At 42.8% G+C, this 19,202-nt stretch carries 15 protein-coding genes and 1 CRISPR repeat array; of the genes, 7 read left to right on the forward strand and 8 right to left on the reverse strand.

The window, feature by feature from the left end; translation table 11 throughout:
• Window positions 1-16 precede the first annotated feature (16 nt).
• From greA to M0P91_RS06100, 7 genes are read left to right on the forward strand one after another with little or no spacing between them, the layout of a single operon-like run.
• Complete coding sequence (gene greA / locus M0P91_RS06070; RefSeq protein WP_295065674.1) at window positions 17-514, forward strand: transcription elongation factor GreA; 498 nt, start codon at window positions 17-19, stop codon at window positions 512-514.
• Window positions 501-1,514: an N-acetyl-gamma-glutamyl-phosphate reductase gene (argC, locus tag M0P91_RS06075; protein WP_295065676.1), complete on the forward strand. Its 1,014-nt coding sequence runs from the start codon at window positions 501-503 to the stop codon at window positions 1,512-1,514. The genes greA and argC overlap by 14 nt, the downstream gene beginning before the upstream one ends.
• The gene (locus M0P91_RS06080) at window positions 1,504-2,256 is read left to right on the forward strand and encodes a metallophosphoesterase (RefSeq protein WP_295065678.1); all 753 of its coding nucleotides are present in this window, start codon (window positions 1,504-1,506) and stop codon (window positions 2,254-2,256) included. Before argC ends, M0P91_RS06080 begins: the two co-directional genes overlap by 11 nt.
• Window positions 2,253-3,197 carry a chemotaxis protein gene (locus tag M0P91_RS06085; protein ID WP_295065680.1) on the forward strand — a complete coding sequence of 315 codons (945 nt, stop codon included), beginning with the start codon at window positions 2,253-2,255 and terminating at the stop codon, window positions 3,195-3,197. The genes M0P91_RS06080 and M0P91_RS06085 overlap by 4 nt, the downstream gene beginning before the upstream one ends.
• Window positions 3,198-3,207: 10 nt before the next feature.
• Window positions 3,208-5,742, forward strand: coding sequence for a chemotaxis protein CheW (locus M0P91_RS06090; protein ID WP_295065682.1), 2,535 nt, complete (start codon window positions 3,208-3,210; stop codon window positions 5,740-5,742).
• A gap of 2 nt (window positions 5,743-5,744) precedes the next feature.
• Entirely contained in the window at window positions 5,745-6,239 is a 495-nt protein-coding gene (locus tag M0P91_RS06095) for a chemotaxis protein CheW (protein ID WP_295065684.1), read from the forward strand.
• 38 nt (window positions 6,240-6,277) lie between these two features.
• Window positions 6,278-7,708 (forward strand): aminopeptidase P N-terminal domain-containing protein, encoded by a 1,431-nt coding sequence (locus tag M0P91_RS06100; RefSeq protein ID WP_295065686.1) that lies wholly within the window; start codon window positions 6,278-6,280, stop codon window positions 7,706-7,708.
• 226 nt (window positions 7,709-7,934) lie between these two features.
• Window positions 7,935-10,323: a CRISPR direct-repeat array (repeat unit 30 nt; unit sequence GTTTCAATACAACAAATGTATCGGTTCAAG).
• A gap of 165 nt (window positions 10,324-10,488) precedes the next feature.
• Here the strand turns inward: M0P91_RS06100 and cas2 are convergent.
• The 8 genes from cas2 to M0P91_RS06140 all read right to left on the reverse strand — a co-directional run bounded on the left by cas2 (window position 10,489) and on the right by M0P91_RS06140 (window position 19,178).
• Window positions 10,489-10,800 carry a CRISPR-associated endonuclease Cas2 gene (gene cas2 / locus M0P91_RS06105; protein ID WP_295065688.1) on the reverse strand — a complete coding sequence of 104 codons (312 nt, stop codon included), beginning with the start codon at window positions 10,798-10,800 and terminating at the stop codon, window positions 10,489-10,491.
• Complete coding sequence (gene cas1b / locus M0P91_RS06110; RefSeq protein ID WP_295065690.1) at window positions 10,797-11,801, reverse strand: type I-B CRISPR-associated endonuclease Cas1b; 1,005 nt, start codon at window positions 11,799-11,801, stop codon at window positions 10,797-10,799. Before cas1b ends, cas2 begins: the two co-directional genes overlap by 4 nt.
• Before the next feature lie 17 nt (window positions 11,802-11,818).
• The gene (locus M0P91_RS06115) at window positions 11,819-13,072 is read right to left on the reverse strand and encodes an ATP-binding protein (RefSeq protein ID WP_295065692.1); all 1,254 of its coding nucleotides are present in this window, start codon (window positions 13,070-13,072) and stop codon (window positions 11,819-11,821) included.
• Between the two features lie 84 nt (window positions 13,073-13,156).
• Window positions 13,157-13,648: a CRISPR-associated protein Cas4 gene (locus M0P91_RS06120; protein WP_295065695.1), complete on the reverse strand. Its 492-nt coding sequence runs from the start codon at window positions 13,646-13,648 to the stop codon at window positions 13,157-13,159.
• Window positions 13,649-13,828: 180 nt separating this feature from the next.
• On the reverse strand, window positions 13,829-16,246 hold the full coding sequence (cas3, locus tag M0P91_RS06125) for a CRISPR-associated helicase Cas3' (protein WP_295065697.1): 2,418 nt from the start codon (window positions 16,244-16,246) through the stop codon (window positions 13,829-13,831).
• Window positions 16,233-16,994, reverse strand: a complete 762-nt coding sequence (cas5b, locus tag M0P91_RS06130) for a type I-B CRISPR-associated protein Cas5b (protein WP_295065699.1) — start codon at window positions 16,992-16,994, stop codon at window positions 16,233-16,235. Before cas5b ends, cas3 begins: the two co-directional genes overlap by 14 nt.
• Window positions 16,994-17,890 carry a type I CRISPR-associated protein Cas7 gene (locus M0P91_RS06135; RefSeq protein ID WP_295065701.1) on the reverse strand — a complete coding sequence of 299 codons (897 nt, stop codon included), beginning with the start codon at window positions 17,888-17,890 and terminating at the stop codon, window positions 16,994-16,996. The genes cas5b and M0P91_RS06135 overlap by 1 nt, the downstream gene beginning before the upstream one ends.
• Window positions 17,883-19,178, reverse strand: coding sequence for a hypothetical protein (locus M0P91_RS06140; protein WP_295065703.1), 1,296 nt, complete (start codon window positions 19,176-19,178; stop codon window positions 17,883-17,885). Before M0P91_RS06140 ends, M0P91_RS06135 begins: the two co-directional genes overlap by 8 nt.
• Window positions 19,179-19,202: the final 24 nt, after the last annotated feature.

A 19,202-nucleotide genomic window follows, 5' to 3' on the forward strand; every position in this document is an offset into this window, starting at 1 on the left:
ATTTTTGGAGTGTAATGTGGAGCAAAAAGAACCCATGACCAAATTCGGGTTTCAGCGTCTGTCCGATGAGCTGAATACCCTTAAAACCGTTGATCTTCCTGCCGTTAATGTCGAAATTGAGCGGGCTAAAGAGTACGGAGATTTAAAAGAAAATTCGGAGTACCATGCCGCACGTGAAAAACAGGCGTTTATCGGTGCGCGGATCGCGGAACTGGGAGAGGTGATTTCACGGGCGCAGATTGTGGACCCGAGTGAGCTTGAACATGCCCGGATCAGTTTCGGCTCTACGGTGGTATTGTGTGATCTCGACACCGATCAGGAGGTGACCTATACGATCGTCGGAGGGTGTGAAAGCAACCCCTCCAACGGCCTTATCTCTTTTAACTCTCCGCTGGCCAAACAGCTATTGGGACGTGAAGAGGGGGATGATTTCAAGGCGAAACTCCCCGGCGGCGAAAAATCGTTTGAGGTATTGGAAGTGAAATATCAGGAGATCGTGTTTGAATCGCATTAACGTCGGAATTATCGGAGTCAGCGGCTATACGGGACTTGAACTCGTAAAAATGCTTCTGCAGCATCCGATTTTCAATCTCACCTACTGCGCCAATACGGAGGGGGGAGCCTCTTTATCCGAACTTCACCCCGTTTTGAGCGGTGTGTGCGATCTTTTGGTCGACAAAGTGGATCTGGAGCGTGCCGCACAATCGTGCGAACTGATGTTTTTGGCGCTGCCGCATAAAACGGCGATGAATACGGCCAAAGGGTTGTTGGAGAGAGGGGTCAGAGTGGTCGATCTCTCTGCCGACTACCGCCTGAGCCGAGAAAATTATGAAGCGTTTTATTGCGAGCACGAGGATGTAGAGAATCTGGAACACGCGGTCTATTCGATCCCGGAGCTGCACGGTAGGGTTGCGCAGGGGGCACGATTGATTGCCAATCCGGGATGCCATGTGACGGCTAGTTTGATGGCATTGGCCCCGTTTCTGGATCGGATTGATACGAAGAGCCCGATTTTTATCGATTCCAAGACCGGGGTATCGGGTGCGGGGAAATCCCCCTCATCGACGGTCCACTACGTCAATGTTAACGACAATATCCATTGCTACAATATTATCAAACACCGCCACGCCACGGAGATCGAGCAGCACGCCTCGTCATTGTGCGCCCGGGAGATCCGGGTGACGTTTGTCCCCTCTCTCGTGCCGATGACGCGGGGGATGCTGGCGTGTGTCTATGCAACCCTCACATCAGAATGCGATCCGCTTGAGGTGATGGAGGCGTTTTATGCTTCCAAACCGTTTGTCCGCATCCGCACCGCACCGCCGCATACCAAAATGACGGCGGGGACCAATTTCGCCGATGTGTATGCCGCACGTCACGGAAATGCCCTCGTCGCGATGTGCGCGATCGACAACCTGATGCGCGGAGCGAGTTCTCAGGCGCTGGTGAACGCCAATATCATGATGGGACTTGACGAGACGATGGGGATACCAAAAATTGCCTATGTCCCCTGAACCTTTCGGTTTGCAAGAAGGGGCGATACTGGTCGCCGATGCCCATTACGCACCGTGGAATCCCCCTTTTCTCGATTTTTTACGTGCGCTGAGAGGGGGAAAAATCCGGACCCCTCAGCTGATTTTGATGGGGGACATTTTCGATCTTCTTTTCGGCGATATCGATGCGACTCACCCTTTCAACCGTGAAGCCGTCGATCTTTTGAATCTCCTCTCCGAAGCAATGGAGATACTCTATCTGGAGGGGAACCACGATTTCCGTTTGCGGCGGCTGTTTCCCCGGATACGGGTTGTACCGCGCACTCGGCAGCCCCTTGTCGGGACGTTTAAAGAGCTGAAGGTGGCCCTGTCGCACGGGGATACCCGAATGGGTTTGGGATACGAGCTCTATACCGCATTGATCCGTAACGGAGTTATCCTGAAGATCTTGAACCGGATCGATCAATGGGGGGGCGGATTTATCGTGAAACGGCTGACGACGATGATGATGGGGAAACGCCATTGCCACCCGATCGAAGGATTTGAGGCGCTAATTCGCAACCGCTATCCGCAGGGGCGGTCGGTGTCGGCGGATGTGATTATCGAGGGGCATTACCACCAAAACACCTCGTTTGAACTGGGAGCGAAGCAGTACTATTTTAACCTCGGTGCTTTTGCTTGCAATGAAAGATATTATGCTGTACAATCTTCCCAAAACAGGATGGTTTTGAAAGAAGTTTTCTTATCTAAGGAGCCCCAATGAAGGGACGTTCAGAAATTTTGAAAGTCGGAACCAACGAGATGGAATTGGTCGATTTTCGTATTTTTAAATATGAAGGCGATGAAATTTATGAGGGGATATACGGAATCAACGTCGCCAAAGTGCGCGAGATTATCCGATTCCCGAAGCTGACCGAACTTCCGGGTGTTCCGTCGTTTATTGAGGGGATTTTTGATTTGCGCGGCGTCGTGATCCCGGTTGTCAATCTCGCAAAATGGATGGGGGTCGTCGCTCCCGAAGAGATGAGTAAAAACTCCTGTATCATCATTACGGAGTTTAATAATATCCTGATCGGATTCGTCGTCCATGAAGCGAAGCGGATCCGCCGTATCAACTGGAAAGATATTGAACCCGCATCCTTTATCTCCGGAGAGGGGGGGCTGGACGGCTCCAAAGTGACCGGTGTCACCCGCATTGAAAACGACGGGGTATTACTGATTCTGGATTTGGAAGGGGTTGTGCAGGAGCTGGGACTCTATCAGCCGGCTCACGGGAAACTGGAAGCGGGGAAATACAGTTTCAGCGGCTATGTCCTCCTTTTGGATGACAGTGCTACGGCACGCCGCATTATCCGCGATGCCCTCGAAGAGATGGGATTTACGGTAATCGAGGGGACGGACGGTGAACAGGGGCTTCAGATTCTTGAAGATTTGTACCGGACGTACGGATCGGAGATTTCGTCCAAACTCCGCCTTATCGCTTCGGATATCGAGATGCCGTTGATGGACGGATTCCATTTCGCGGCAAAGGTGAAAGCCGATAACCGTTTCAAAATGATTCCGATTGTCTTTAACTCCTCCATCAGTGACCATTTCAGTGATGTGCGGGGGAAAGAGGCCGGAGCAGAGGCCTATCTGGTCAAGTTCGATTCGAATTTATTTTACGATGAAATCGCGCGTGTCGTGAACACGCATATTCAATAGGGGTAACGTGATGGATGAATTTCAAGAGATATTGCAAGACTTTTTGATCGAGTCGTTTGAGCTGATAGAGCAGCTGGATCAAGACCTCGTAGAGTTAGAATCACGTCCGGATGATTTGGATTTGCTGAACCGCATTTTTCGGGTTGCCCACACGATCAAAGGGGCCAGTTCCTTTTTGAATTTTGATGTACTGACCCATTTGACCCACCATATGGAGAATCTCCTCAATATGGCCCGTCACGGAGATCTGGAGATTGAGCCTAACGTTATGGACGTTATCTTAGAATCGATTGATCTGATGAAAGCGCTATTGGTCCGTATCCGTGACAGCGGTGAAGATTCGGGATTGGAGATTTCCGGATGCGTCGCACGTTTGGATGCGGTGGCGAACGGTGAAACCGGTGCCCCCGCCGAAGCGCCGAAAGTTCCGGAGCCTGAACCGGTCGCCGTCGTTGCGGCGGCGAAGAGCGATGATGAGCCGGATTATTCGGCGATGAGCGATGCGGAAGTGGAAGCGGAAATCGAGCGGCTGTTGGCCGTACGTCAGGCTGAAGATGCGGCGAAGCGCAGCGTCAAACATGAGAGTAAACCGCAGACTGAAGAGGAGATCGATTACGAAAATCTCAGCGATGCGGAAGTGGAAGCGGAAATCGAACGTTTGTTGGCCATACGTCAAGCCGAAGATGCGGCGAAGCGTGCAGCCAAAGGGGGATCTTCCGCTCCGGCCGCGCAGCCTGCCTCGGTTCCGGAGCCCAAAGTGCAACCTGCCCCTGAACCCAAAGCGGCTCCCGCTCCGGTAGCGGCATCCACTCCTCCACCGGTTCCGGCCGCTGCCCCGAAACCTGCAGCGGCCCCCGCACCGAGAAAAACCGAACCGAAAGAGGATGGTGAGAACCGTGGCGGTGCGGCGGTAGAACAAACGATTCGGGTCGATGTTAAGCGGCTTGACCACCTGATGAATCTGATCGGAGAACTGGTACTGGGGAAAAACCGTCTGATCAAGATCAATGACGATGTTGAAGAGCGCTATGAAGGGGAAGCCTTTTTGGAGGAGCTCAATCAGGTCGTTTCGATCGTTTCTCTGGTAACCACCGATTTGCAGATCGCGGTAATGAAGACCCGGATGCTTCCGATCGGCAAAGTGTTTAACAAATTCCCCCGGATGATTCGGGACCTTTCGCGTGAGCTCAACAAAAAAATCGAGCTTGAGATTACCGGTGAAGATACCGAACTCGACAAATCGATTGTGGAAGAGATCGGCGATCCGCTGGTTCACATTATCCGTAATTCGTGCGATCACGGTATTGAAACGCCGCAGGTACGTCTGGCGGCCGGGAAAGAGGAGACCGGAACGATTCGGCTCAAAGCCTATCATGAAGGGAACCATATCGTCATACAGATCATTGATGACGGTAAGGGACTTGATATCGAAATGTTGAAATCCAAATCGGTCGAAAAAGGGATTATTACCGAAAAAGAGGCCGATATGATGTCGGAAAAAGAGGCATTCGGCCTCATCTTCCGCCCCGGTTTTTCGACGGCTGCCCAAGTGACCAGCGTCTCGGGACGCGGGGTCGGTATGGATGTCGTCAAGACCAATATCGAAAAGCTTAACGGAATGATCGATATCGATTCCGAACTGGGGCAGGGGACCTCGATGAAACTCAAAATCCCCCTCACCCTTGCGATTATTCAGGCGTTGCTGGTCGGGGTGCAGGAGGAGTACTATGCGATCCCTCTCGCTTCGGTTTTGGAGACGGTCCGTATCAGCAAAGACGAGATCTATACCGTCGAGAGCCGTTCGGTCATGCGGTTGCGGGATGAAGTCCTATCGTTGGTTCATATCGGCGATATTTTCGAAGTGGAGCGGGTTTTTGATAACAACGAACACGCTTATGTCGTCGTGCTTGGGCTTGCCGAGAGCAAAATCGGTCTGATTGTCGATTCTTTGGTCGGGCAGGAGGAGATCGTTATCAAATCCCTCGGTGAATATCTCAAAGGGATCGAGGGGATCGCCGGAGCGACGATTCGCGGCGACGGCGGTGTAACGCTGATCGTCGATGTCGCGGCGCTGATGCAGATGGCCAAATCGGTCAAATCGACGGTAGGACAAGAGAACAATGAGAAGAAGGGCCGATCCGGCAGCAAAAATAGTGCGAGTGACTATTGTGTCATGATTGTAGACGACTCCAAAACCGACCGCACCATTATGCGCAAATCGATAGAGCCGCTGGGGATAACGCTGATCGAAGCGACCGACGGTGTTGAAGCGCTCAATATCCTCAAACAAGGGGATCATAATTTTGACGCCATGCTGATCGATATCGAGATGCCGAGAATGGACGGATATACGCTGGCTGCGGAGATCAAAAAATACAACAAGTATAAAAACATGCCGCTGATTGCCGTCACCTCACGCAACGGGAAAGCGGACCGGATGCGCGGAGTCGAGTCGGGTATGGTTGAGTACATTACCAAGCCGTACTCTCCCGAGTATCTGATGAATGTGGTCAAACGCAATATCAAATTTAATGAGGGGCTATAACGATGAGCGAAAAACTTCAACAAATTATTAACAAACAGCACAAGTCTCTCGCGGGGGACGATACAAAAATCGAAGAAGTGATTCAATTGGTCGGATTTATCGTCGGGGATGAAGAGTTTTCGGTCCCCATTCTGAGCATTCAGGAGATCATTAAACCGATCTCATGGACACGGGTCCCTCAAACACCTCCCTATATCTTGGGGGTATTTAATCTGCGCGGTTCGGTCATCCCCCTGATCGATCTGCGTTCGCGTTTCGGTTTGGAGGTGATGAAGCACACTGAAGATACCCGTTTTATCGTGATGAAAAACGGGGACGATGTGGCGGGGTTTGTTATCGACCGTCTGACCGAAGCGATCCGCCTTCCGAAACGCGATGTGGGACCGGCACCGGAGACGATCTCTACTGAAGAGAGCATGATCGACGGAGTCGGAAAACAGGCCGACCGCATCGTAACGATCCTGAAGGTTCGAAAACTTCTGGAACGGAATTTTTAACGGTTTTTTTTAAAAAACACGCATCGAGACGCATCCCGATGCGCTACGCTAACGTTGAGTTCTCTTCGGCAGAGTGCCCAGAACAAGGGGACCGCTTTTCGCTTAATAGCGAAAATGTTTCTCTGAAAACCGTTTGCGATTTTTGTTATTTATGGCACAATAACGCCATGAATGAAAACCACTTTTTAAACCGCCGAAACAAACTTCTTGAGCGCATGGAGGCCGGGGTTGCGATTATCGCCTCAGCCTCTCCCCAAACACGCTCCAACGATACCGAATACCCTTACCGACAGAACAGCGATTTTTACTACCTTTGCGGATTCGATGAGGATAACTCGGTATTGGTTCTAATCAAAACGGCGCACGAATCCAAAACACTCCTTTTTGTCGAAGAGATCAACGATGAACACGCCCTGTGGAACGGAGCGCGTCTAGGGGTCGCGCGGGCCAGCGAGAAACTCGGTATCGACGAGGTCCGGGATATCGCGGTTTACCCTGAGCAGATTCAGGAGATTTTACGCGAACACACCCGTATGTATATCGATTTGTACGATGAGGGGCATTTTCTCTCGCAAGCGAAACAAGGGGCCAAAGCACTTCAGGCCGCGCGCGGGGTGAAGTCCCATATCCGGACGATGCACGATCTCACCTACCTGATCCGATCCATGCGGCTCATCAAATCAGAGGAAGAGATCGCTCTTATCAAGAAAGCGGTTGCCATCACGGCCGAAGCGCACCACGAAGCGATGCGCATATGCCGGGGGGGGATGATGGAATACGAACTCCAGGCCCGAATGACCTATCAGTTTCAATCACGCGGGGCGCTTTGCGAAGCTTACGGTGCCATTGTCGCAGTGGGAAATAACGCGAATACCCTCCATTACATCGATAACCGCGATATCCTCGGAAATGACGATCTGGTATTGATCGACGCGGCGTGCGAATGGGAACTCTACGCCAGCGATATCACCCGTACTTTTCCCGTCAGCGGAAAATTCACCGAACCGCAAAAAGAGCTCTACGAAAAAATACTGGAGGTTCAGCTCAAAGTGATCGCGGCGATGAAACCGGGGGTCAAACGCGATTGGCTGCAACGCTACAGCGAGGAGCTGCTGTGTCAGCTCCTGATCGATCTGGGGATTCTCCACGGAGATTTGGATACGCTTCTCGAATCAAAAGCCCACAAAAAATACGCCCCGCACGGAATCGGTCACTGGATGGGGCTGGATGTCCACGACCCGTGTCCTTACGTCGATGAATCGGGAGAGAGTCTGGCGTTTTTGCCCGGCATGGTCATGACGGTCGAACCGGGGATCTATATCCGATCCGACGATGAGTCGGTAGAGGAAAAATACCGGGGAATCGGCATCCGTATCGAAGACGATATCCTCATCACCTCTGAGGGATGTGAAAATCTCTCGTACATGATTGCGAAAACGGTGGAAGAGATAGAGGGGATGTGTCGTTAAAAAAAAGAATTAAATAACTGACCTTACGCATAGTATTGGTTTTAACCATTCAAAGTTGCCTTTGGCTTCGTCATTCCCGACTCGATCGGGAATCCAGCTCTCTCTTATGGGGATGGATCCCCGGGTCAAGCCCGAGGATGACGGAAAACGAATCGAGTGCGTAACATCAGTTAAATAATATGTAGAAAGTGAAAATGGCTCTATAAATCTCCTCTTCTTCATGGGCGTTTCAATACAACAAATGTATTGGTTCAAGAGTGACTACGCAACATCGATCGATAAAACGGTAACGTTTCAATACAACAAATGTATCGGTTCAAGTTGAAGTCCTTCGTTTCTGTATTGATACACTGAGAAAGTTTCAATACAACAAATGTATCGGTTCAAGAATCGGGATATCAACGACGAGAGAATTTAGATAATGTTTCAATACAACAAATGTATCGGTTCAAGTTTTCTTCTTCCGTCCAACTGTTTACAAAAGCGACAGTTTCAATACAACTAATGTATCGGTTCAAGTACCTTTGGTCACGGTCTTACAACTATTACCGAATCGTTTCAATACAACAAATGTATCGGTTCAAGACGTGTATCCGGAACCCCACTAAAGCGGGTAATGTAGTTTCAATACAACAAATGTATCGGTTCAAGGATAAAAGAGGTTGAAATAATCAATCGCTTTGTAGGTTTCAATACAACAAATGTATCGGTTCAAGTGGCGTGTTTTTGGTGATCTCTTCTTGCTCTTCGGGGTTTCAATACAACAAATGTATCGGTTCAAGTATGACTATAATTTGATAAACGGTTTATTAATTTCGTTTCAATACAACAAATGTATTGGTTCAAGTACGGCGACGGAGCTTTCGATAGCCGATACGTTTGGGGTTTCAATACAACAAATGTATCGGTTCAAGAGGGGGGATTATGGGATACCGCTACAACCATTTACCCGTTTCAATACAACAAATGTATCGGTTCAAGCGGGGGCGAACTAGGCCGTCACATGATCTTTAATTCGTTTCAATACAACAAATGTATCGGTTCAAGTTTTTATGTAGCTGATAACGGTAATGGCATACCTACGTTTCAATACAACAAATGTATCGGTTCAAGTACACCATGTCAGAGCTTGTGGATAAGTCTTCAAGGTTTCAATACAACAAATGTATCGGTTCAAGATTCGCAATGCCGTGTAGTCTTCCACGTCTTCTTGTTTCAATACAACAAATGTATCGGTTCAAGAAAAGGCAATCAGACCAAAAGAAGACATATCACTGTTTCAATACAACAAATGTATCGGTTCAAGTACACCATGTCAGAGCTTGTGGATAAGTCTTCAAGGTTTCAATACAACAAATGTATCGGTTCAAGATTCGCAATGCCGTGTAGTCTTCCACGTCTTCTTGTTTCAATACAACAAATGTATCGGTTCAAGCGCCGATAAATGCCGCCGACAACAATGTCCTTTCGCGTTTCAATACAACAAATGTATCGGTTCAAGGAATTGATATGCGGTGTATGTATCGCGTTCTAGCCAGTTTCAATACAACAAATGTATCGGTTCAAGATGGACGTGACGCGTTTGCGGACGATGCAACATTGTTTCAATACAACAAATGTATCGGTTCAAGGGTTGCGAAAATCGTAGAGCAGCTCAAGGCTTCAAAGTTTCAATACAACAAATGTATCGGTTCAAGCGATGGTCTAGGATGGTGTATGCAATTCCATCATAAGTTTCAATACAACAAATGTATCGGTTCAAGAATACGATGGAACATCGATGAACTATATTCTAAAGTTTCAATACAACAAATGTATCGGTTCAAGCCATTTCGTTTCACAAACGCAAAGTTGCTAAGGTGTTTCAATACAACAAATGTATCGGTTCAAGAGAGCGTGTTCCATTGGTTGGAACTGGAGGGATGCGGTTTCAATACAACAAATGTATCGGTTCAAGCATTTGCGTTCCCTCTTTGTTTCTTCAATCTTGACGGTTTCAATACAACAAATGTATCGGTTCAAGTCGCATACGGGGTCAATAAGCTTCTTGAAGCTAAAGAGTTTCAATACAACAAATGTATCGGTTCAAGCCGCTTCCATCGTCCCAACAACTTCTGCCATGTCATGTTTCAATACAACAAATGTATCGGTTCAAGCTTTCATTAATGTTCCGAAAGTATTACCAACTACTGTTTCAATACAACAAATGTATCGGTTCAAGATAGGCCAGTAACCTGTGTTATAACATACTTCTAATGTTTCAATACAACAAATGTATCGGTTCAAGGACATCCGCTCTCTAATAATCTCATCGTCATGGTCGTTTCAATACAACAAATGTATCGGTTCAAGTTTAATAACGTATTTAGATGGGATGTTATCATCTCCGTTTCAATACAACAAATGTATCGGTTCAAGGCAGTGTGCTGATGAAAATAATAATTGATAAAACTAGTTTCAATACAACAAATGTATCGGTTCAAGAAGAACAAGCGCATTTGAGGGTGGATACTCTAACGAGTTTCAATACAACAAATGTATCGGTTCAAGAGGCACTTGAAGCCGTATTAAGGAGCCATAAACTAGTTTCAATACAACAAATGTATCGGTTCAAGGAAAGTAAATAGGCAATTATATTTTTTTAGATTGCCTAAAAATAGGGGTTGGAACGACTTTTTCCAACCATTTTAACAATGAAATTTGAAAGAGCTTTCATACGATTAAAACTCTTTATTTTAGCCATTTATCGAATAAAAATCCAGTGATTCGGTTGGAAAAATTCAGATAAAAATTGATTCTTGTTCCCTGTCGGTGTTGCCGAGTGTTTCTTCGCTAAAACTGCCGCTGTGGAGGACTTTGATAATCGTGATGAAATCGAGTTCCGGATCGATCACTTTTTTGAGTTGGGCGGTCATTTTGATTTGATTGGAGGGGGTGATATTGCCTCGAAAAATCGATTTTTGGTGGTGTTTGAGGTACTTTTTACAGATTTTAAATACTTTGGCGACGCGATATTTTCCTATTTCGCTAAATTCATCGGCGATATCGTAAAACAAAAAGACGTAGTTGTAGTTTGTGGTGTCCTTTTTCACTCTTTGTCCTTGAGTGAAAAGGGTCGAAATTCGCGCCCTTCGACGATGGTTTTGATCAGTTTGTATCCGTCGAGTTTGATCGCATGTTTGTAGGAAACCTTTCGTTTGAGTTTGGGGTGGAGGAACGATTCGTTGAGCCGCTCTTCGAATGCGTCGATAAAGATTTTCTTTCCCTCCTCGTTGAGAAGCGCGTAGTTGAGATTTTTATCAAAATGTTTGGTTACCTGGAGTTTTTTACGGCCGACGAGATCGAAAATCGTTCGAAACACGATGATCGGTTTAAACGCTTCGCTCAGATCGAGGCTCAGGCTAAACCGACCTTCCCGGGGGCTGTGGAGGAAGCTGATCGATTGGTTGAGATGGGTATTGTAAATCGCCGAAATGGTTTTGGTATAAAGCAGCGTGTTGCCGAAACTGACCAATGCGTTCATCGGATTGTCGGGAGGGCGTTTGACCCGTTTATTCATCAGAAAATCTTCGGGTAAAAAGTGGCTGAAGCTGTCGTAAAACCGATTCCAAATTTGCCCCTCGATAAATAGTATCTGTTCGATCCGCAGCTCTTTATCCAGAAAGTTCGGTACATCACTTTTGAGCCAGTCGAGATAGGGCTTAAGCTCTTTTTTGTCATGGCGATAGTAGTGGTAGAGGATTTCGTGAATATTGCGCGCGATGGCGTTAACGATCGATTTGGCGATGATGAGGCGGTTTTCGATATACATGAGCGATTGTTTGATCGTCAGATCGCCGCTGATGAGCTGATCTTTGGGATAAAACGTACCGCTGTAGTTGCCGTGATAGTTGAACAGATGGATCGTGATCCCCGCACGGGCGATGAAATCCAGAAACTTGGTGTTGAAACTCACCTCATTCATGCAGTAGAGTTCGCGCGTATCTTCGATCGGGATGTAAAAATTCCCTTTTTCGTTGATAAACGCGATGGAGTTGTCCTTGCGTTTCAGCTCCCCCATCGAAAAGATGTACCGGGTATGATTTTTTGCCATTTTTGCCTCTTTAAAGATTACTGTAATGCAAATCTCTCAAAACTTACGACCTCAACATCTCCTAAGACTTTGTCGGTCTCATAGGTAATAAGTTTGCAGCTTTCGTCCCCTTTTTTAAAAGCGTCAAAAGCGTTTAGCTCTCTCTTTTTCGTTTTCTCGTCACGGATATCGTATGAGACTTGATAGAGTGTTTTATCGGTATAAAAATCTATCTCATAGGTATCTTTGAGATAGGTGAGTGACTCATATTTTTGCCATAAAACATTAAATACGCCGTTTTCGAGAGCCGCACCCAAATTGTCGGAAAATTTCGGTAATATCTGCAAAAAGCCGTTATCTTTTACATAGATTTTTTTCATCGATTTGATTCGCTCTTTGGGTTTGGTGTGAAATCTGTCGATACGACTGACTAAAAAAGTCTCTTCGAAATAGTGGATATACTCTTTGATGGTTTTATCACTGAGTTCAAATATAGATGCTAACGTAGTGTAGTTGAGCATCGTGCACGCATTGCCGATGAGATAAAAAAAGAGCCTCTCGATACTTTCGCTATTACGTATCCCATAGCGAGGGACGATGTCGCGGTAGATGATATTTTTCGCATAACTTATGAGCAGCTCTTTTTTTGCCAATGGTTCTTCTACGGTAAAAACTTCATAAAAACCACCCCAGCGCAGATACTCCTCTTTGGCTCTGAGTATAGCGATTTTATTGCTTAGACGCGCGAGCTCATCACTGTAATCGATTCGGTAAAAATCCAGAAACTCTGCAAATGAGAAGGTGTCAAGATGGATATTGAGACTTCGACCCGTGAGCAACGTACCCAAATCGTTCGAGAGCATCGAGGAGTTTGATCCCGTGATGATAAACTTGATATCGCTTGATTCGTACTTGCTTTTTAGGTAAACCTGCCAGTTTTCAAAAAACTGTATCTCATCGAAGATGACATAGATTTTCCCCATCGGACCCAGCAGTTTGAGATACTCCTCATAAATCGTCTCCAAATAGGTCGCATCGTGACGATATTCCAAAAAAAACGGTTGTTCGAGATTGACGAATAGAATATTTTTCGGATTCACTCCCGTCTCGATGAGATGATGTATGGCCGTTTTTGCAAGGGTGCTTTTACCGCATCGTCGAATACCCGTAATGGTGATGATTTGTTTTAGCGGGAGATAACGAACCAAAGTAGCAAATTTCTCTCGTTGCGCATAGGTGATCAACATACCGTTCCAATGCGGATTTTGCTCTTGGAGTACTTTTTTAATCATAATTCTCTATTTCCAATCATTATACGGAAGTATATTTACCAATATTGTACATATATAGGGAAGTTTGTCAAGTATTTAGTCCGTTTATATGAAACAATACTCATAATACGCACATTTTTTGCATTTGTTTTCAAAAACAGGGCTCGGCGCAGAGGGGAGGGCGATGAGGTGCTCTATCTCCTCCACAACCTCTAAAAGGGCCTTTTCATTTGCCTCGTCCAGTTCGACGATTTGCGTTTTTCGATTTTGACGGTTGGCCTCGATGTACTCGATTTTCCCTTTTTTCTCGATCCCTTTTTGACGCAATAGATACAGATACAACAGCACCTGCCATTTGACCGCTTCGGGGTCAGAGTCGGACTTTTTCACCTCGACGAGATAATCGGCGGTGAGCTTGTCCAACCGAACGTTATCGATTTTAATCTCAGTGTGTTGGGATTTCTCTTCGTTAATCTCGTGCAATACTTTGCCGATACGAACATCCTCGGAGTTATCTTCGAGGTTTAGACGATTGGCGTGCATCCAACACTGAGTTTTACAGTGAAAATAGTAGTTGATGAGGGTTCCGGTGATCATTTTTTTTCCAACATATTACTATCTCTCATTTTGCAGTTACTTGCTTATATTTTTTAACTGTCCGTTTTTTTCGGACAATTCACTTACTATCATTTTCAACTGGCTACAATTTGAAGCCAATCGACTTTTTGCATATTTTTTCGACTCAAAAAGTTGTATTTTTTGCAGGGGGTTCCTCTTTTATAAAAAATTAGAACTTTTGATAGTGTTGTATTGTTCTCTATCAAACTTACCTTCAGAAGTTATAAACTCTTCATAGTTTTTGACATAATAGTAGCCATGTTCCTCTTCGCCAATGTACGGTCTTTGTCCCGTATAATTTTTGAAAATAGTAAACGTAAAAAATTGCATCAAAGCGTTAAGTTTTGATTTTTGATACTCTCTTTTTGAAAACCCCTCGATAGTATTGATTAATTTAAATTCGTCCCAAACTTTTTGCCCGTCCAGTTTTCCATCGGTCAAAAACACTTCATCCAATAGGGCAAACTCTTTAACGCCTTCATAGATCGATAAATCGATTTGAAATGGAAAATAGAGGGTAAAGTTTTGAGAGTTGATAAGGATCATAGTTTTTGAAATCTCTTTATAATTGAGCTTTTTTAGTAACTCTGCAAAATTATCATAATTTGACAATAGTCCGTTGTTGTAACGTAAACCTTTTGTCTGTATAACTTCTAGAACTTCTTTGTAATATGCTCCAAAATCTTTATTGCTAAGGATTTCTTTATATTTATCTTGCTTTAAATCAAAACCTAGACGATTATCATCTCTGTAAATTTTTCCTACATCATCCATATCAAAAAAATAAACAATCCCCTCTCTCAAACAACTTCGATTGATTCGTCCCATAAACTGCTCTTCGCTATCAATCGTAGAAATATCTTTAAATCCGATATCCATATCAATATCTACACCCGCTTCGATGACCTGCGTCGCCACAATAATCAACGTCTCATTTTTACTTTTATTGATAACGTACTGACGGTACGCTTTATTGTCATCACCGCTCAGTTCATACACATTATCAAACTCATCTTTGATTGTGTTATAAAACTCTCTGGCACTCTGTTTCTTGATAAACTCAAAGAGGATTTTTTTCTCTTTCGGTTGTGTACGTAAAATCTCAACCAATTTCTCTATATTCATCTCACCATCAATTAAAGAGAAATCCATCGTGACGCTTTTTTTAAATAGATCATCACCAAACAAGATTTTTCTTTTTTCATCCCCTATCAGTGCTACAAAATTATCTTTTTTCTCCAAGAAAAAATCGAGTTTTGGCAATGTTGCCGACATAATGATAATTTTGATATTGAGGTGTGAGGCATATTTATCGAAAAACTCCACCATATACCACCACAAATGGTTATTGTAGCTTTGTATCTCATCAAGGATAATAATGCTATTGGCGAGTTGCCAAAGGGGGAAATTATCCTCTTTTGACGTTCCGAAGAGAATATTAAACAAACTCACATGCGTAGTAATGATAGCAGGTGAGTGAAAAAAGAGTCTATTGATATACGATTTTTGGTATTTACTCTCTTCATCTTCTTGTTTTTCTTCATTGATGGTTATCGGTGTTATCGAATTGATTACCTCTATTTTGAGTTCATCTTTAAATATCTCGTCAAACACATTTTTGGTTTGTTCTACCAATGTATTGAACGGGAAAATATAGAAGAGTTTATTGAGCTTTTCATCGTGAGTGAGTAATTGCAATGCCAGATTTATCGATGTAATCGTTTTTCCGCTTCCCGTAGGGGCTTCGAGATAAAAGATGTTTTTAGCAAGGTTTTGAAGTAAGTTTTTTTGTGCTTCTTCAAACATATCGTTTCGCAGTTTATTGATACCTTGAGGATTTTGGAACTTAGGAGAGGAGAGATATTCATCAAACTTTGCTTTTAATCTCTCTTTATCATCAGCACTAAAAAGTCCAAAATCCTCTGTTTTTATTGCCGCCATGTATTCGGTCGTTGCGTAATAATCACTGGAGACGAGGAGAGAGAAAAGGAGTTTATTGAGGATGTAGAATTCAAACTTATTTTCAATATATGAATCTATGTTTTTTTTGATATTGTTAAAATCGGGATGATTTTTCTGCTCTTGGTTCGTTTTTGAAAAATAGGTTTCAATATTTCCCAAAGCTCCATGATGTTTATCGATATGATAAGCGAAGTTGTAAAGTATAAAAATCAATCGGTAGTAAGTATGATCATCTTGTATAGCATCAATTTTTTGTTTGTAATAATCAAGATATTCCAATGCCCCACCATGAGAATGGTTACTGTCTCCACACTCTTCAAATCCTTTAAAAAGAGGGTTCTTCATCTTTTTAGCTTGAAAACAAGGATTTTTTTTCCCTAAGTCGTGCAGATAGATAGCATTTTCAAACATCTCTTTAATGAGAATAAAATTTTGTGTGTCTATTGTGTGGATTAAGCTATTAATGATGCTATCCAAATTTTTCAACGTAGATATTTTATGAAAATATTCCATCGTCAAATCTAAATGATTTATCAAAGTTTCACTTGGTATTTCATCTGTTTTTGAAGTATGTGCATGGAATCGCTCATCGACTCCAAAATTAGATAAAAGCATAGTTTTGACCGCCTAATGAGTAAACATTATCGAAATCACCGCTTTCGATAATGTGATTCGTAAATACCAAAGGTGCATACTCATAAAAATGAAACTCTGATTGTAAATGTATAGGAGATATTTCTTTAAAATAATAAGAAAGTTCCCCGCGAGGAGCTATTTTAGAAATTTGAAGTTTATTTTCATCAAATAATGAAGAAATTTTTATTCCCTCTAATGGATCTTGCCCCTCTAAATACTCGACATTCTCTATCTTCGCAGGATGATCATTTTTACCTAAATAAGGGATAAAAATCGATTTTCCATTTATCAAATACTCACTGATTTTTTGAAATTCATCACTACCGTCATCAAGAATCATAATCTGCCATTGCGGATTTTCCAGCCACTGTTCACGAACAACTAAATTTCCCCCTTGCTCTTGCGATGCATAGCCTACAGAGTTGTTAAACGTTTGGATTTTTTTCGAAAAATAGCCGTTCGGTGCAAGCGGTGTAATCGAAATTTTTAGGTGCCCCAGTTTTTCGTAAAATTCGGGATACCCCTCGTTCAGAGGTTTTTTCTCTTTTTTCAACCGTTCATTTTCATCGTGCAGTTGCGTATATCCACCCAGCCCGATAATCGCTCCCAACAATCCCAATAATGCCGGTTTATGGATATTGTTATAGGTAAAATAGGTGTAAACATTGACATCAGGTTTACGGAAACACGCCGTTTTACCACTGAGCTTAAAACTGATCGCTTTCATTAGGCGATAGACTCTTGGGTAAAGATGTTAAATCGATTCAAAGAGGTTTTAACATCTAATTTAAACGGATTGTAAAACACTTCGACTTTTGCGTATTTGTCTTTGATGAGTTCTTCGACTTGTGAGAGATCAATACTTCTGTTTTGGCTATCAAATAGGATGTAATCGCTCAAATCGGGTAAATAACACTCATCATTTTTACACTCGACAAACAACGCGAACTCGTTTTCACATCCGACTTTAGAGTTGGTGCTGTATGACGTAGCACTCACCAACGCCACTTTTTTAAACTCGGCATAATCGGCTTCACTATAGCCTTGAAAGTTATCCCCTAAAAGAGTTTTATACTCGTTGTAATTAGCTGGATTGATACTGAATCCGTAAAAATAGTGTGCTTCATCAACGGTGATTTTAGTACCGAGGGTAGATTGTTTGGCATCCTCTTTTGTGGAATCGGCAAACGGGGATAAAATATCTTGGATTTCAATATTGGTATCATCAAATTTGTTAAATCCTTGCCCGAATTGTACCGCTCCAGTAATAGAGATATTTTGCTTTTTCTCAGCAAAAGTAGCGCCAAAATTTTTAACATCCGTAGCTTTAAAAAGATTTTGCATCACTTCTGTGGTAGGGGTTTTATCTGTAATTTCCCCAAAGAGTAAAATATAACGATCTTCAAGCTTTCGAGGAACGATAGAACCTTTTTCATCTTTCCAACTTTTGATAAAAAGAACTTTCTTGCCCTCATTTTCCCACATCTTTTTCATCGGGTATTTGAGTGCTTTATCGCTCCCGAAAATATCACCGTTACTTGTACTTTTCGGTCTGCCCGTAAAATCTGCATTCCAATTTGCCATTTTTGCTTTAATGCCGATGACTCCATATACTCTATTCATCCGATCCCCCTTCTTTTTTCATATAAAATAAATTTTGTGACAACACTCCGACCAAAAATGCATCTTGATCAATCGATGGATCATTGTCATCATAAGCGGTAATAAGTGATAGTGCATTATTAAATTTAGTCTGATTCAATCCGATTTCATGTTTGTATTTAAAAAATGTAAATTTGATCTCTTCTTTGAGTTTTTTCACATTTTTGGCTCTCAAAAACGGTTCAAGCATGTCCGCATCTTTTTTACCCGATTTGCTTTTTGTGAGCAAATACTTCGAAACCTGCCCCGCGAGATAGCAAAACTCTACTTTGTCCAAATTTGTATAATCGGATGTTTCGAGTTTTTCAATCATCTTTTTTTGCATGAAATTTATATCCATAATCTGTTCTCCTTTATGATGTAATAATGAAACTTTAAGGTTCAAACTCTCTTTAGCCCTATACTCCCGATTTTGCCGTAGATGTTCAATAACAAAATCAGTCCCGTATTTTTTGACAACCTGATAAAACTCCCTCTCATCAAATTTTTTGAAATAGTTCACCATTGCGTATTTGGTTTCAAAAATAAGTTGTTGCAATTTTTTCGATACGAAATCGGAAACTTTTAGATCATCTCTAAAATAGTTATGTTTCAACTGTCTATTGTAAAAAACTTCGTCTACTACATTTTCGAGCTGCCAAAGCTCATGAATCTCATCATCTTCTTTATTTGGAATTTGAAGATAATTGTGAATTCGGATAGAATCATTGAATTTCTTAATTTTGAGTGGTAGATAATCAAAATCATTAACAATTGCTTTTCCATTATCAGAGTATTTATTAAGAAATATGTTTTTAAATAAATCTGTCTTGTAAGGCTGTAAAGCTAACCAATCAAAAAATAGTTTGCTTTGCATCGCAATATCAGAGGAAATCATAAAAGGCGTTGTTAATTTTCTTGTTTTTTGTTCCAAAAAAGGTTTTTTATCATTCAGTCCCATATTATCATTTGATAAACCATATATAATTTTGTTCGTTTCTATTGAATATTTGTTTTTATTATAGATTTTAAGTGCAATATAAATTGCACTTTCTTGTTTATAAATTTCCTCATTTTTATCAAAATAAACCCTTATATACTCTTTTGGATTATATTCTTTTGCAAACTCTTTCAAGTATAAAAGCTCATATTCAAGTCGTCTCATTTTCTTAACGATGTCTTTTTTTCGACTTAAAGGTTTGATAACATGACAAAAACTTGCAAGAATTCTTTTCTCATTTTTTGAATCAAATTCTTTAAAACTTAACACTTTATTGAAAAGCTTTGTTCTAAG

The sequence above is a fragment of the Sulfuricurvum sp. genome, from assembly GCF_023229695.1.
GTDB lineage: Bacteria > Campylobacterota > Campylobacteria > Campylobacterales > Sulfurimonadaceae > Sulfuricurvum.